We start from the raw sequence: 15,189 nt of genomic DNA, 5'->3' as shown, positions 1-15,189 counted from the left end.
GTGTAAAAGTTCTTATGGCATTGGATATTACAACAAATCATCTTATATCAGATTTGATAAACAATATAAGTATATATAAAACAGAACCTATAGTAACATACTTTGATACTGGTACAGATTATGATAGTCTTGTTATAGATGCAAGAAATATAGGCTTTATTCCTTCATTATTTCCTACAGTATACGATGAAGATGGTAATGAAATATACAGTATATCTTATATAAATAAGGCAGTTGCATCTACAAATGGCTATATTACATATTCTACTAACTCTTTCCTTACAAATCAAAATGTTACAAATATAATAGGGAAGAAACCATATAACATAGTGGCTTGGAGATCTAGAGGAAGACTTTCAAGTGATTTAGTTATAGGAAATGAAGATGCAAGTATAATTATGAGCAGCCAAAATTTGAAAAATGCTATAAAAAATTGTAAAGTCGTATTCATAATTGATTAATTTATTGTTTTTTATTATTCATTTTTTTTTGAAAATATGATATATTATTATCATCTATATACATTTTAGGGCTGATATAATGATTATAAAAGAAAATTATATAGATGATATTTTTAAAAATCATCCCCACAAAGATGAAATAAGAAAATATGTCTATAATGAAAATGACTCTATAAATTTTAATCCAAAAGAAATAAATTATTCCATATCCAATAATCACTCGATATACTCAAATTTATTAGATTTGTATATTAATGATAAAGAAAATGAATCTCTGATAAGACTATTCAAAGTAATATCTATGCATAACATAGAAAATATCTATATCTTTGAAATACTTATTATCAATATAATATCAGGGCTAACTATAAAAAAAGCTATGCTGAAATGTATTTCAATAGAAAAAATAAAAAGTTGGAATAGAGAATATAAAAGACATTCATATAATGTTAATCCTATATCAAATGAAATAGTAAATGCTAAAATGCACATACTTATATATTATTACTATGCCAAAAAATATTTTCCTAAAGAAACAGAGGAATATATAGAAAGCATATGCAATTCAGATATAGATGAAATAATCAATGAATATCAGGATAATATATTAATAGCATTAATGGCTTTATCTATAAAAATATATAATAAAGATTATGATAAAATATCAATATTATTAGAATATTCAAAAAAAGTTAATTATGTAGATGCTGTATTATCACTATTACTTATTCTAAATAAAGATGCTAATATAGTTAATAAATTTATAGATATATTAGAAAACAATATATTAAATGATAATAAAGATTTACTTATAAACTTGGCATATTTGATAAGATTATTCTTCTTAACTAGAAAAAATTTTAGTATGCAGTTTTCAAATAAAAGTTTTGATGAGCTTATGCATGATTTAGAAGATTTCAATATACCAAGATATTTTATATTTCTAATAAAATATTTAGATACAAATCTACTTACAAATTCAAATAGAATATTTTATGGTGTTAAAAATTTATATGACAATGATAAGGAATCATTTCATAAACTTTACAATATATTAAAGGAGGTAGAAATACCATATATCATAGAATTAAAAGTAATATTAAACTGCGTACTTTTAAATGCTAAAAATAATAATGCTGATACTTCAGTGATTGACAACAGCGTAGATTATTTCATAGAAAATCTAAGAAAAGAATTGGAAAAGATTTATAATATAAAGTATGATAATATATTTGAATTATTAGAAGATAAAGCAATCAATAAATATAATATATCGGTTACTCTCAGTAATGAAGTAATATTTTCTACAAAAATTATAGTTCTTATATATGATTATAATGAAAATGCAAGAAAAGTTGTAAGAGCTTTATTGAAATCATTACCATACAATTTGGCAATACCTTTAATGATTAAGGATAGAAAAGAATTTTATAATATAAAACTTAAAGAAATATTAGATTATTTACAAGGCTATGATCTTGATTTGAAAGACTTGATTATAACATATTTGTATACCTACCCTATTTATATATTTAACACAAAATATATTTTAAAATTAGTAAAAAAGCATTCTGATTATATTACTAATATTTTTAATGATAAAGTATTTTTGAAAGCAGTTTCATATAAGAGCTATGCTTTAATAGACTTCTTAGAACTTTTATACAAAAAAGATAAAGCCGCCTTTACAAATTATTCTATATTATGCTATGTATTACATCTAAAAAATAAAGAGATAATAAAATGTGCTTTAAAATTAATAGAAGAAGATGAATACAATTCTAGAGCATATATAGAAAGCAGTATACATGCCTATAGAGAAGAAATACAATTTGAATTAAAAAAGATAATAAAGAAATGGAATTACAACAGAAAAGGATTTAAATTCAAAACTTTAGAAGATATCAACACTTATATAGATGATTATTATGAAGAGCATTATGAACATTTAATTGATTTTATAGATGACTCTTTAATATCTGAAGTTATTTTAAGAAATGATAAAACGGTAAAAGTACCTGTAAAAATTATAAAATATATATTACTAGAATATATGCTTCTTAAAGAACCTTATAGAATAAAAGATATAGATAAGATGATAGATTTATTTGATATGAATTCTGTAAGGGATACATTTGAAAAGGTATACAAATACTGGACAGATAATGATTGCGATGAAAGTAAAAAAAATATTATACTGCCATATTGTATTTATGCAAATTACAGTCAAATAGTTAATTTATATGATAAAATAGAATATTGGAATGATAATTTTAAATCATCTTTAGCGGCATACATAATACCTGCAATAGCAATGAATGGTGAAAAATTTGCTTTGATGATAATTAATAATATTATATATATGTCGCAAAATAAAGTATTAAAAAATGCTGCTATAGATTCATTTGAAAAAGCTGCTGAATGCTTAAATGTTCCTATAGATAATTTATTTGATAAAGTTTTACCTAATTTAGGTTTCAATATAGAGAGAAATAAAATTATCAATTACGGCAAACAAAAATTCACTCTTCAGCTTTTAAGTGATTCATATTTAGAAATAATAGATAATACTAATCATACTATATTGAAGGAATTACCAAAAGCTATAGAAGGCGATGATGAAAGAAAAGTAATAGAATCCAAAAAGGATTTAATATATATAAGAAATTCATTGAATGCTATTATATCATATCAAAAAGAAAAATTACAAAAAGTTATGTTTAACGGCAGAAAATGGGATTATGAAACTTTCTTTGAAGTATTTGTAGAGAACCCTGTTATGCAGTATTTTACACTTGGATTTATTTGGGGTGTTTATGATGAGGATAATAATTTTATAGAATGTTTCAGATATATGGAAGATGGTTCTTTGATTTCCGTAGATGAAGATTTATATGAACTTCCTAAAAAAACAAAATATTATATAACATTATATCACCCTATAGATTCTGATGAGGATTATTGTAAAATGTGGAATCGCCAATTAGAACTTTATGAGATAAATCAGCCTACAGAGCAGATAAAAATTAAGAGATATGAATTAAAAGAATATGATGTAGAAAATGATGCTATAATATCTTTAAATGGGCAAAAATTATATATGGAATATATGGATAAATTATGTAAGGAATTAGATATAAAAAAAGAATATTATAATGAGCATGTATCATACTATATTCTTGATAATGTTTTAAAAATAGTGTGTGAAATCAATTGTGGGATATATGATGAAGATATGATAATATATAATATAAAATTTTATGAATTAGAGAAGCATAATAGATTCACTAAAATAATTTCGCCTTTTAATATAGAAAAAAGATTTATAAATACAATGTATCATTATTTATCTCTTGGATTTTATGATTAATAATAATATATCATTATCATCAAACACTTCAATAAAAACCGCACTTAAAAGTGATTTAAGGCTTAATTATCAAACTAGAGTATGGCTTGATGTAATATCAATTCCTGCAATAGAGCTAAAAGAAAAAATAGAAAAAACTATGGAAGAAAATCCATTTTTAGAATTTGATTTTGATCAAAAAAGCTATTCAAAATCATCGTCTGAAGATATTAATTCCATAATAGAAAACACCATAGAAAACGGAAAAGAAAGCTTATTCTCACATTTAAAAAGTCAAATAGATATTACTTTTGATAATAAAAAAGAAATAGAATTAGCCGAGCAAATATGCAGCTTTATAAATAATGAAGGATATTTAACTATAAAAAGTTCTGAATTATCTGATATATTAAATTCCAGTGTAGAAGAAATAGAAAGAATAATATCTATAATAAAAACTTTTGATCCATATGGAGTTGCTGCCAAAAATATTAATGAATGTCTTTCCATACAATTACAAATAAAAAAAAAAGAATGCTTAGAAAAAGATAAAGAACTATATGATACAGCAATCAATATTGTAGAAAATTATTTAGATGATTTATCAAAAAAAAATTATAAAAAAATAGCTTTAAATTTGAATACAGATGATGATACAGTTTTAAAAGCATTAAAATTAATACAAACATTAGAGCCTTATCCTGCAAGAGAATATGATATTTCATCTATTAAATATATTATTCCAGAACTATTCATTTTTAAAGAAAATAATCAATGGATAGTAAAAACAGATGAAACATTTATACCGCACTTGAAAATTAGTAAAAAATATATTAAACTATTAGATATAGAAAAAGCTAAAGATAGCATAAACTTTTTAAAAGAAAAAAAGAAAGAGGCAGAAAGTTTAATAAATGCATCCAATGAAAGAAAAAAAACTTTATTAAAAATAGGAGAAGCTTTATTAAAATTTCAGCTTAATTTTTTTGAGTACGGTAAAGAGTTTATGAAACCATTAACTTTAAAAGATATGTCCTTAGAAGTTAATTTAAGCGAATCTACTATAAGTAGAATAGCTAACGGTAAATATCTTAATACTGTATGGGGTACATTTTCTATAAAATATTTTTTCTCTGGATCCATTAGTGGTGGACTTGGTTCTAGAGGCGTTAAAGAAATTATAAAAAGAATTATAGAAAACTCTCCTGCAAAATTGAGTGATGAAAAGATTAGACTCATACTGAAAAGCGAAGGTATTGAAATATCAAGAAGAACCGTAGCCAAGTACAGAAAAAGTATGAATATTTTTTCATCGAGAAACAGATAAAATATAAAAGGAGATTTTATGCATCAAAATATCATTGGAAAGAATGTAAGAATCACTAAAAATGTAAGAGAACATATAGCAAATAAGATGCAAAATATCAAAATACATGCTGATAGAATAATAGACGCCAATATTATTTGCGAACATATGCATGGAGAATATACGGTACAAGGCACTATAGCTTTTGGTAAAAAAGTATTTCATGATAAAGAAAAGGAAAAAGATCTTTATGTGGCAATAGATACTATGTTCCAAAAGATAGAAAGAGAAATAAGAAAATCTAAAGAAAAAAATATAGATAGAAGTCAAAGATCAGTTGTAGATAAAAGCATTCAAACTGAAGAAGAGGATAATTCTTACTATATTAATACAGTAGGAATATATGAAAAGCCTTTAGATGAATTAGATGCTGTTGTGCTTTTTAACAACGATAAAAAACCATATATGGCTTATCTTCCTATTAAACAGGGTGAAGATTTATATAGTATAAAAATAGGAAAATTCCCAGTATTCTTATTCAAAGGAAATGATAATAAAGTATTTGAAATATATAATCACAATGAAGAATATTGGAATATAGATGAAGTGAGTGTAACTTCTGATAATAATATAGATGCTAGTAAAAGTGAAAATTATTTAATAAAAGAATACAATGTCAGCGAGGCTGTAAATTATCTTACTGACAATAGCGATAACAAATTTGTAGTTTATATAAGCAGTATAACAGAACAAGCAGAAGCTTTATATAAGGAATCTGATAATTCTTTTGTTTTGATAAGAATGTTTGATATTTAATTTAATATATAATTAACCATTTTGGAGGGTAATAAAATGAGTTTGATAGACTATATAAACAAAGATTCTATAATGATAGATGTTCAAGAAACAGATAAAGAAAGACTTCTCTCTAAAATGGTTGAACGATTAGATGAATGTAAACTACTTTTAAATAAAGCTGATGCAGAACATGCTATTATGGCAAGAGAACAATTAATGAGTACTGGAGTTGGAAACGGTATTGCTATACCGCATGCTAAAACTGATGCTGTAGAAAATATTGTTCTTAGTGTGGCAACTATTAAAAATGGTATAAATTATAAATCAGTAGATAAAAAAAAGGTATTTGCTGTTTTTATGCTTTTAGCACCGAAAGCTTCTGCCAGTGAGAATTTAAAAGTACTTACTGCTATTGCTAAAATATTAAGAGATAATCCTCATTTCTTGGAAAAACTTATTAATGTTGAGAAACCCGATGAAATTATGGAACTTATAGCTAAAGAGGAAATGAAAATATAATGCCTAAAATAACTGTAGAAAAATTTCTTGAACTTAATGAAAATAAAAATAATATACTAAAGATAAGACGTTTAACTGGTTTTATCGGCATGGAAAATGAAATATTAGGCTATGATATAAACCGTCCTGGTATGGCATTATTCAAATATTTTAAAGATTTTGCTTATGAAAGGATACAAATATTAGGAAAAGGCGAAGCTAATTATATTATTACCCTTGATGAAGAAAATAAAATAGATGTCTTTGAAGAAATGCTGAGTTATAAAATTCCTATATGCATATTCACTTACAGTATAATACCTCCTGAATCTTTTTTGGAAATAGCTAAGAAAAATAATATTTGTGTTATTATAAGTGAATTAAAAACTTCTGATATGATTAGAGGAATAGAATCTCTAATAGAAGAAGAATTACTTGAGTCTTTCACAATACATGGAGGACTTGTAGAGGTTTTTGGAGTAGGAGTTTTGATTTTAGGTAAAAGTGGTGTTGGTAAAAGTGAAGCTACTTTGGAACTTATATCAAAAGGACATAGACTTATATCTGATGATATAGTAGAATTCAAAAAATTAAAAGACGGAAGAATCATAGGAAGAAAAAATGAATTTATAAAACATAATATGGAAGTGAGAGGAATAGGTGTTGTTGATATAAGCAGACTTTCTGGTATGAGTGCTATTAGAGATAAAAAAAGACTAGATTTGATAATAGAGCTTGAGCATTGGAAAGATGATGAACAGTATGAAAGAATGGGATTATTCGATAAAACTTACAATATTTTAAATACAGAAGTACCATACCAAAAAATACCTGTGCGTTCTGGAAGAAATATATGTATACTAATAGAAACAGCTGCTAAAAACTACAGATTAAAACAAATGGGATATAATAGTGCAAAAGAACTAGATAAAGCCTTAATAGCACAAATAGAAAAGAAAAAAGCTTCAAAATAAAATAAATAATTAATTTACCTTATTTTCGTTCTCTATTTTTAAGTATAATATATCATTATTATCACCACTTACAGAAGTAAAGCCGTTTATTATAGCAGTTTCTATAAATCTATTAGGAGATGAATATTCTGCTTCTTCAGCACTAAGAACTTTAACCTCTTTTTCTAAACGCTCTATATCATTATCCAAATTTGATAATTCTACAAGTATTTCATTAGCCTTAACATTTCTTGCAAATGTAAAAATAATAGTTATTATTACAAATAAAATTATCACTATAAATAAAGAGCCTATAGAATATGTTTTCTTTTCTTTTTGAGCTTTATTATTCATATCGTCTCCAATTTATATTTTCTCAACTGCTCTCAATTTGGCACTTCGGCTTGCAGGATTTAATTTTATTTCTTCACTTGTCGGAACTTTAACTTTATTATTTAATATTTTAAATATTCCATCTTTATTTTTTGTTTTTTCATTTTCTTTAAAAAATTTCTTTACTATTCTATCTTCTAAAGAATGATAACTAATTAAAACAGCTACTCCATTAGGTTTTAATATAGAAGCTATATTAGATATTGATTTTTCCAATATATTAAGTTCATTATTAACCTCTATTCTTATAGCCTGAAAAACTAAAGTAGCGGGATGTATTTTTCCATATCTTCCAGCTTTATCTGTATTATGAAATATTATATTTTCTAACTCTCTTGAAGTTTCTATTTTTCTTCTATTTCTCTCTTTAACTATAATGTTTGCCATTTTTCTGGCATTATTCATTTCACCGTAATCTCTCAATATTCTCTCTAATTCTTCTTCGGTATATCCATTTACAATATCATAGGCACTTTTTTCATTGATTCCAAGTCTCATATCAAGTCTTGAATTATCCTTAAAAGAAAATCCCCTCTCTGCTTTCTTAAAATGAAATAAAGATACTCCCAAATCATATAGAATAAAATCAATATTTCCAATTAAATTCTCATCTAATTCATTTATCATATTATCATAAGTATTATTATAATAGTAAAACCTATCATAATTTTTAAGTCTTTTCTTTGCTATTTCAAGGATAATAGAATCTCTTTCAAAACTATGTACTTCAAGATTAAAATCAAGCATAGCTTTTGTATGCCCTCCCTCCCCTAAAGTGGCATCTATAACTATTTTAGCATCTTTTGGTATGAAACTTAAAACTTCATTAAGCATAACAGGTGTATGCACTATATCCAAATTAATATCATTATCCATTGCTAATATTATCGGAACAATTATTATTAAAAATGATTTTACATGATTTTTATTGTAATAATTATAAATTTTATATTGTTTTTTTTCTAGTTTTGATTATTATTGATAGATATAATTTTATTAAAGGAGTTCATAAATGGGAAAATTAGGAAGAATATTATGGTTAATATTTTCAATATTATTAGTGATATCAGGTATAGTTACTATATTTAACCCAATAGAAACAGTATTAATTTTAGCTTATACAATAGGCTTTTTAACTATATTCTCAGGAATAAGTGGCATATTTTATTTCTTTAGTTTAAGAGATAAATCAGGTTCTACATTAATACTATTAGATGGTATAATATCATCAATTTGTGGTATCGTTATTATTTCAAATTTGAAAATAAGTGGTGCATTCATACCATATATGGTTGCATTTTTTGTAATAGTTAGAGGTGTTGTAGCAATATCTTCATCTATTGAACTTAAAAAAATAGGATATAATCAATGGGGTCTTTCTATGTTAAGCGGAATAATCACATTAATTGCTGGAATTATTTTGGTATTTAATCCTATACTTGGTGCTGTTTATGTAAGTATTATAATTGGACTATGTTTGATACTTTACGGTGTAATAACTTTGCAGCTATGGATTGCATACGGAAAATTTTTTAAAATATAAAATATTGATTTTATTTATTATTCTGTTAAAATCTATGAGAATTATCAATTTTTTTGGGAGAAAGTTATGTTTGAAAAAAATGCAAACAGTACATTGTGCTTCTGTAAAATGATCAAATATAAAGAAGTAATAAAAACTATAAAATTAAAAGATTTAACAACTCTTGAAGATGTAATGCATGAAACAAAAGCAGGTATTACTTGCTGGAGCTGCAGAGGAGATATAAAGGATCTGTTAGAAGAATATAAAAAGACAGGAGACATAAAAATTGATGAATAAAGATTTCATATGTACATGTAAAGAACTTTCAATGGAAGAAATAGAGTATTTAAAAAACGAACGTGGTATAAATACATTAAAAGAACTTGTAAAACATACTAAAGCAGGAACCCAATGCGGAGGATGCAGAAATAAACTTAAAGAAATATTTAAATCCAATTTGAAATAAAATAATACAAAAATTAATTTTATATTAAAAAAGGAATGAATTCTCTGAAATTCATTCCTTTTTATTTGTTTAAATTATAATATTATTTTTTTTATTTCTTCATATATACATTTAGCTGTTAAACCATATTTATTCATAAGCTCATCAACAGTACCTGATTCTCCGAAAGTATCTTTTATACCAAGCCTTAACAATTGAGAATAATATTCATCTGTTAAAACTTCAGATATAGCAGAACCAAGTCCTCCTATTATAGAATGCTCTTCAACACTAACAAGCTTCTTATGTTTTTTAGCCATTTCAACTATTATATTTCTATCTATAGGTTTTATAGTATGAATATTTACAACACTTGCAGATATTCCATCTTTTTCAGCCATTTCTGCCGCTAATAAAGATTCAGAAACAACTATACCAGTAGCAAAGATACATATATCTTTACCCTCTCTTAATACATTAGCCTTTCCTATCTTAAAAGGAGTATCCTGATTAGTTATTATATTTGTAGCAGGTCTTGCCATTCTCAAATAACAAGGACCATTATATTCAGCAGCAGCAAATACAGCCTTCTCGGCTTCAACAGCATCACAAGGAACTATCACTGTCATATTAGGTATAGAACGCATTATAGATATATCCTCAATACTTTGATGACTTGCTCCATCTTCTCCTACAGATATACCAGAGTGCGTAACCGCTACTTTTACATTAAGTTTAGGATAGCAAATAGAATTCCTAATTATTTCAAAAGCCCTTCCCGCACCAAACATAGCAAATGTAGAGGCAAAAGGTATCTTACCTTCAATAGCAAGTCCAGCAGCAGCACCAAGCATATTCTGTTCAGCTATTCCCATATTAAAAAATCTATCAGGAAAAGCTGTTTTAAAAGTTTTTGTCATAGTAGAACCAGATAAATCCGCATCTAAAACTACAACATTTTTATTTATTTCACCAAGACGCTTTAAAGCCTCTCCATAAGCATTTCTTATTGCTTTTTTTTCCATAATATTTATTCCTTATCTTTATATTAATCAAGTTTATTAAGCTCTCCCATAGCTTTTTCATATTCTTCTTTATTAGGAGCTTTTCCATGCCAAACTACAGCATCCTCCATGAAAGATACTCCCTTACCTTTAACTGTTTTTGCTATTACACATTTAGGCTTACCTGATACTTTTTTATTGAATACTTCTTCAAGTTCTTTCTCATTATGACCATCAACTGTAAAAGTTTCAAAACCAAATGCTTTCATCTTAGATCCCAAATCGCCTAAACTCATAACTTCATCATTCTTACCATCTATCTGCAAGCCATTATAATCTATTATCAAAGTATAATTATCAAGTTTATAATTAGCAGCAGCCATAGCAGACTCCCAAAAACTACCCTCCTGAGCTTCTCCATCTCCTGCAATAACAAATACTTTAGAATCTTTTTTATCCAATTTATATCCCAAAGCAATACCTAAAGCAATACAAACTCCCTGACCTAAAGAACCTGTAGAAGCCTCTATACCTTCTAAATTCTTTTTACAAGGATGACCTTGAAGCCTTGAACCTAATTTTCTATAAGTTAAAAGTTCATCAGTTGAAAAATAACCCCTATGTGCCAATGTAGAATAAAGTACAGCTGAAGCATGCCCTTTTGACATTATAAAAATATCTCTTCCTTCCATTGTTGGATTTTTAGGGTCTATGTTCATAATCTTGAAATATAGTGTATGCATTATCTCTACCAATGATAAAGAACCTCCTATATGTCCTGAATTGGCATTATAAACCATACTTACTATATCTTTTCTTATTTGAGTATTTAAAGAAGACATAATAATTCCTTAATAAATTAATTTGTTAAATAACAATATAGTAAAAATATATTATTGTCAAATTAAAGAAAATCAAGATTATTTTCCATTACAATTTATGTCTTTGATTATGGTATTAATTTTATCTATATCTATTTTAGATACACTTCTGATACTTATTTTACTATTAAAATCTTTCTTCTTATTTTTCATTTCTTTTACATAATAGCTTTTAAGAAGTCTATGATTTTCAGTAAACATAATTTTTATTTTTTTATCCTTGCTCTTTATATAATGCTCAATACTCAAAGCAATATTTACATTCTCTACTTGCCAAGCTGATAAAAATTTGATAGGCTTATACAATTTTGTATAATTAGCTCCCCTACCCTTAGCATGATTATTAAATCTGTTTATAAGATCATTCGTTATACCTGTATAATAACTATTATTCTCACATAATATTATATAAACATAATAACTTTTATCATCTTCCATTTCTTATATCTCTTATTATAGTATCTACATCCACATATATATCATTATTATATTTATTAAAAATTCTGCATACATTATTATAATCTTCTATAGTATCAACTGTAGTTCTTAATTCTGGCATAGCAAAATCTTCATTAACTTGAGGATTTTCTATTTTGAATTTATCAGAATTACTATAATGATACTGAGTAATATGCTCATGCTCAAAACTATCTTTAGAATTATCATCAGCAAATTTTAAAGCCTCATAATTTATAACCTCAACACCGCTACCATAAGGAAGCAAATCATAATGACTTAAATCAGCATTCTTTTCAATATGATAATCTATAATCATATCCAAAGCCTTCACACTCACCAAAGGATTATCACCAGTAGCCCTTACAATTATATCAGCATTAAACTTTTCTGCAGCCTTTCTATATCTATTAAGAACATCTTCCTCGCTTCCAACAAAATAACTGCATTTCAATTGCTCAAATATATTTTTAAATGCCTCATAAGATTTTTCTTCAGTAGCAACCACTACATCATTAGCTCTTTTAGAACTTCTCAATCTCTTAATAATAAGTTCAAGCATACTATCACAGCAAGCCATTTTTTTTAAAGCCTTTTGAGGCAGTCTTGTTGATCCTATTCTTGAAGCAAGTATAATAACTATCTTTTTCATATTTTAAATTCCTAATTTTATTAAAAATAACTCTATTAATTTATACATAAACAATTATATTTTATAACAATACTTTTGAATTTATTCAACTTTTCCTAGATTTTATCCAAAGCTGCAAAAGCATAAATCACATTATATCTTGTTTGATTAATTGCATTTTAATTATTAAATAAATACCTTTAGAAAAGCAATATTTATTTTTTGATACACATCAGCATTCAACATAACAAAATATAAATTTTTATAAATTAATGGTTTATATTAGAATGAAATATAATTAACTTCATTTAAAAATATTTTTATTTGCACTTTTTTGTTCTTTTTGCGTCGTGAAAAAGAAGAAGAAAAATTACAAATTGCAAAATTATAATCATTTCAATATTTTAATTAAAACTCTTAACTAAATCATTAATCTTTATAATTTGACTCCACAATTCCTCAACCTTATTCAAATCGAATATAGTTCCTGAATCTGAAGGACTTTTATCAGGATTAGGATGCACCTCCATAAATATAGCATCTATTCCCAAAGCAACAGCAGATTTTAATACTGCAGGTATAAACTCTTTAGCACCTCCAGACTGTCCATTATTAGCTGAAGGCATTTGAAGAGAATGAGTAGCATCATACATAACAGGAGCATAATTTTTCATTATCTCCAAATTTTTCATATCTACTATTAAATTGCCGTATCCGAACATAGTACCTCTTTCACATAAAAAAAGTCTGTTTTCATTAATAGCGTCGGTACATTTATCGGCTATATATTTACAATCATATCCGCTTATAAATTGTCCTTTTTTAACATTAACAGCCTTTCCTGTTTCGCATGCTGCTCTAAGCATATCAGTTTGTCTGCAAAGAAAAGCAGGTATTTGAAGAAAGTCTACATATTTAGCAGCTTCTTCAGCATCAGTTGGTACATGTATATCTGTTAAAGTAAAAAAATTAAATTCCTTTCCTACATTTTTTAATATTTCAAGCCCCTCTTTCATACCCAAACCTCTAAAAGATGATAATGAAGTTCTATTTGCCTTATCAAAACTTCCCTTAAAAATTAATTGTATATTTAATTTATCCTTTATCTCTTTTAACTTTTTTGCTATAGTCATAGTCATTTCTTCGCTTTCTATAACACAAGGACCAGCAACGAATATTAAATCTTTATTTTTATTTGTAATACCTTTATAATCAAAAATCATTATTTTATCCTCTTATATCATTTAATATAAACGTTATACTATATCATACAATATTAATACTTAAAGTCAATGTACTAGCCTGTTACACTGCAATACATTCACAAATAAAAATAAATCAAATATTAAAAATCCTTAAATCCTCACTTCCCCAGTTAAAAGCCTCTGCATTAACCCTTTCTTCTGCTGTTTACGAAGCTCGAGCTGCTTTTTAAGATTTTCTATTTCCTCATCTATTACAGAAATGAGTTCAGCAATTTTCTTTTGTTCTTCTAGGCTTGGTATATTAATGATCATTTCTAAAAATTTATTTTTTGATAAATTAAATCTTGTACTGCCTTGAGATAATTTATAAGTGCATTTTCTTATATAATTTGAACGGAAATAATATCTAGCAAATTCTGGTAATAATATATTAAAATCAAATCTAAAACCAAAACAAAAACTATTTAAATAAGTATTATTAACTTTATCTAATAAAACTGAACTAATTGCCACTTCATCTGGAGTTTCTGATGAAATAGTAAAAAAAACATCTCCATATTGTACTAAATTTTGTTTTTCATTTTTTTCTACATAAACATCTTCTAATCTATTAATATTGATTTTATTATTATCATATATACTTTTATAAGTTACATATTTTGCATTACAATTATCTATAAAATTTGAAGCATTTTTATTTACAAGTCCTCCATATGAAATACCTATATCTGAAAGTTTATATTTTTTCCACTCATCATTAAAACCATTAAATCGTACTTCGCCTCTTAAGAGTCTTTGCATTACGCCTTTCTTATAAAGTTCTTTTTTTTCTATTAACTCCGTGAGGTTCTCTATTACTTCATCGCATAATGATAAAATTTCCGCTATGCGTTTTTGTTCTTCTAGGGGTGGGATCATAATTTTAATATTTTTTAAATTTTCTTGAGTAATACCATATACAGATATACCTGTTGCAACTTTACAGCATTGTATATGAACATCATGATTATAAAAAATATATCCTCTATATCCATCAGCAAAAATTTTATCTTTATCTCTTAATAAAAAAGTGTGTAATCCTGATACTAATTTATAATTTAAATTTTTTATTTCAGCACTTATACAAACTCCTTCATAATCTTCTGATGCATCTACAACTATTAAATCACCATTTTCAACATATGATATCTTATTAATATCTTTTGATAATTTTTCAATGGATATTTTAGGAAAATCTATTTTATTACAGTCTATTCTATGTCTATAATATTTATGTATATCACC

The 15,189-nt window shown here is 25.7% G+C and carries 17 protein-coding genes; 9 read left to right on the top strand and 8 right to left on the bottom strand.

All coding sequences use genetic code 11. The annotated features are described in order from the left end of the window. The 6 genes from Q1J76_RS10615 to hprK all read left to right on the top strand — a co-directional run. Positions 1 to 461 (top strand): TP0624 family protein (locus Q1J76_RS10615; RefSeq protein ID WP_498034140.1); only part of this gene is annotated, 461 nt, incomplete at its 5' end. Between the two features lie 79 nt (positions 462 to 540). After that, positions 541 to 3,831 carry a DUF4132 domain-containing protein gene (locus Q1J76_RS10610; protein WP_300370058.1) on the top strand — a complete coding sequence of 1,097 codons (3,291 nt, stop codon included), beginning with the start codon at positions 541 to 543 and terminating at the stop codon, positions 3,829 to 3,831. Then, positions 3,824 to 5,137 carry an RNA polymerase factor sigma-54 gene (gene rpoN, locus Q1J76_RS10605; RefSeq protein WP_300370056.1) on the top strand — a complete coding sequence of 438 codons (1,314 nt, stop codon included), beginning with the start codon at positions 3,824 to 3,826 and terminating at the stop codon, positions 5,135 to 5,137. Before Q1J76_RS10610 ends, rpoN begins: the two co-directional genes overlap by 8 nt. An 18-nt stretch (positions 5,138 to 5,155) precedes the next feature. Then, a complete protein-coding gene (hpf, locus tag Q1J76_RS10600; RefSeq protein ID WP_300370054.1) occupies positions 5,156 to 5,932 on the top strand; it encodes a ribosome hibernation-promoting factor, HPF/YfiA family in 777 nt (258 codons plus the stop codon). 36 nt (positions 5,933 to 5,968) lie between these two features. Then, the gene (locus Q1J76_RS10595; RefSeq protein WP_300370052.1) at positions 5,969 to 6,433 is read left to right on the top strand and encodes a PTS sugar transporter subunit IIA; all 465 of its coding nucleotides are present in this window, start codon (positions 5,969 to 5,971) and stop codon (positions 6,431 to 6,433) included. Further along, positions 6,433 to 7,386: an HPr(Ser) kinase/phosphatase gene (gene hprK, locus Q1J76_RS10590; RefSeq protein WP_300370050.1), complete on the top strand. Its 954-nt coding sequence runs from the start codon at positions 6,433 to 6,435 to the stop codon at positions 7,384 to 7,386. Before Q1J76_RS10595 ends, hprK begins: the two co-directional genes overlap by 1 nt. 9 nt (positions 7,387 to 7,395) lie before the next feature. On the opposite strand, the gene Q1J76_RS10585 is transcribed toward hprK, so the two are convergent. Together Q1J76_RS10585 and rsmH are read right to left on the bottom strand one after the other, a co-directional pair. Continuing rightward, complete coding sequence (locus Q1J76_RS10585; RefSeq protein WP_300370048.1) at positions 7,396 to 7,719, bottom strand: septation ring formation regulator EzrA; 324 nt, start codon at positions 7,717 to 7,719, stop codon at positions 7,396 to 7,398. A 12-nt stretch (positions 7,720 to 7,731) separates the two neighbouring features. Then, the gene (rsmH, locus tag Q1J76_RS10580) at positions 7,732 to 8,634 is read right to left on the bottom strand and encodes a 16S rRNA (cytosine(1402)-N(4))-methyltransferase RsmH (protein WP_300370046.1); all 903 of its coding nucleotides are present in this window, start codon (positions 8,632 to 8,634) and stop codon (positions 7,732 to 7,734) included. A gap of 136 nt (positions 8,635 to 8,770) precedes the next feature. Here rsmH and Q1J76_RS10575 point away from each other — a divergent pair, with 136 nt between their 5' ends. From Q1J76_RS10575 to Q1J76_RS10565, 3 genes are all read left to right on the top strand, one after another. Beyond that, positions 8,771 to 9,301, top strand: a complete 531-nt coding sequence (locus Q1J76_RS10575; protein WP_300370044.1) for an HdeD family acid-resistance protein — start codon at positions 8,771 to 8,773, stop codon at positions 9,299 to 9,301. 66 nt (positions 9,302 to 9,367) lie between these two features. Continuing rightward, on the top strand, positions 9,368 to 9,580 hold the full coding sequence (locus tag Q1J76_RS10570) for a (2Fe-2S)-binding protein (protein ID WP_300370042.1): 213 nt from the start codon (positions 9,368 to 9,370) through the stop codon (positions 9,578 to 9,580). Next, positions 9,573 to 9,749: a (2Fe-2S)-binding protein gene (locus tag Q1J76_RS10565; protein ID WP_498034139.1), complete on the top strand. Its 177-nt coding sequence runs from the start codon at positions 9,573 to 9,575 to the stop codon at positions 9,747 to 9,749. Before Q1J76_RS10570 ends, Q1J76_RS10565 begins: the two co-directional genes overlap by 8 nt. 74 nt (positions 9,750 to 9,823) lie before the next feature. Here the strand turns inward: Q1J76_RS10565 and Q1J76_RS10560 are convergent, their stop codons facing one another. From Q1J76_RS10560 to Q1J76_RS10535, 6 genes are all read right to left on the bottom strand, one after another. Continuing rightward, complete coding sequence (locus tag Q1J76_RS10560) at positions 9,824 to 10,753, bottom strand: transketolase family protein (RefSeq protein WP_300370038.1); 930 nt, start codon at positions 10,751 to 10,753, stop codon at positions 9,824 to 9,826. A 23-nt stretch (positions 10,754 to 10,776) separates the two neighbouring features. Next, positions 10,777 to 11,574, bottom strand: coding sequence for a transketolase (locus Q1J76_RS10555; protein WP_300370037.1), 798 nt, complete (start codon positions 11,572 to 11,574; stop codon positions 10,777 to 10,779). Positions 11,575 to 11,652: 78 nt separating this feature from the next. Continuing rightward, entirely contained in the window at positions 11,653 to 12,051 is a 399-nt protein-coding gene (locus Q1J76_RS10550) for a GIY-YIG nuclease family protein (protein WP_300370036.1), read from the bottom strand. Then, positions 12,041 to 12,721 (bottom strand): cytidylyltransferase domain-containing protein, encoded by a 681-nt coding sequence (locus Q1J76_RS10545; protein WP_300370035.1) that lies wholly within the window; start codon positions 12,719 to 12,721, stop codon positions 12,041 to 12,043. Before Q1J76_RS10545 ends, Q1J76_RS10550 begins: the two co-directional genes overlap by 11 nt. A gap of 383 nt (positions 12,722 to 13,104) precedes the next feature. Next, entirely contained in the window at positions 13,105 to 13,923 is an 819-nt protein-coding gene (gene kdsA, locus Q1J76_RS10540) for a 3-deoxy-8-phosphooctulonate synthase (RefSeq protein WP_300370034.1), read from the bottom strand. Between the two features lie 132 nt (positions 13,924 to 14,055). Then, the coding region (locus tag Q1J76_RS10535) for a restriction endonuclease subunit S (protein ID WP_300370033.1) at positions 14,056 to 15,189 on the bottom strand (1,134 nt) is incomplete at its 5' end.

This window comes from Brachyspira sp., from assembly GCF_029258575.1.
In the GTDB taxonomy this organism is placed as follows: Bacteria; Spirochaetota; Brachyspiria; order Brachyspirales; family Brachyspiraceae; genus Brachyspira.
This window is presented reverse-complemented; position numbering and strand designations above follow the sequence as displayed.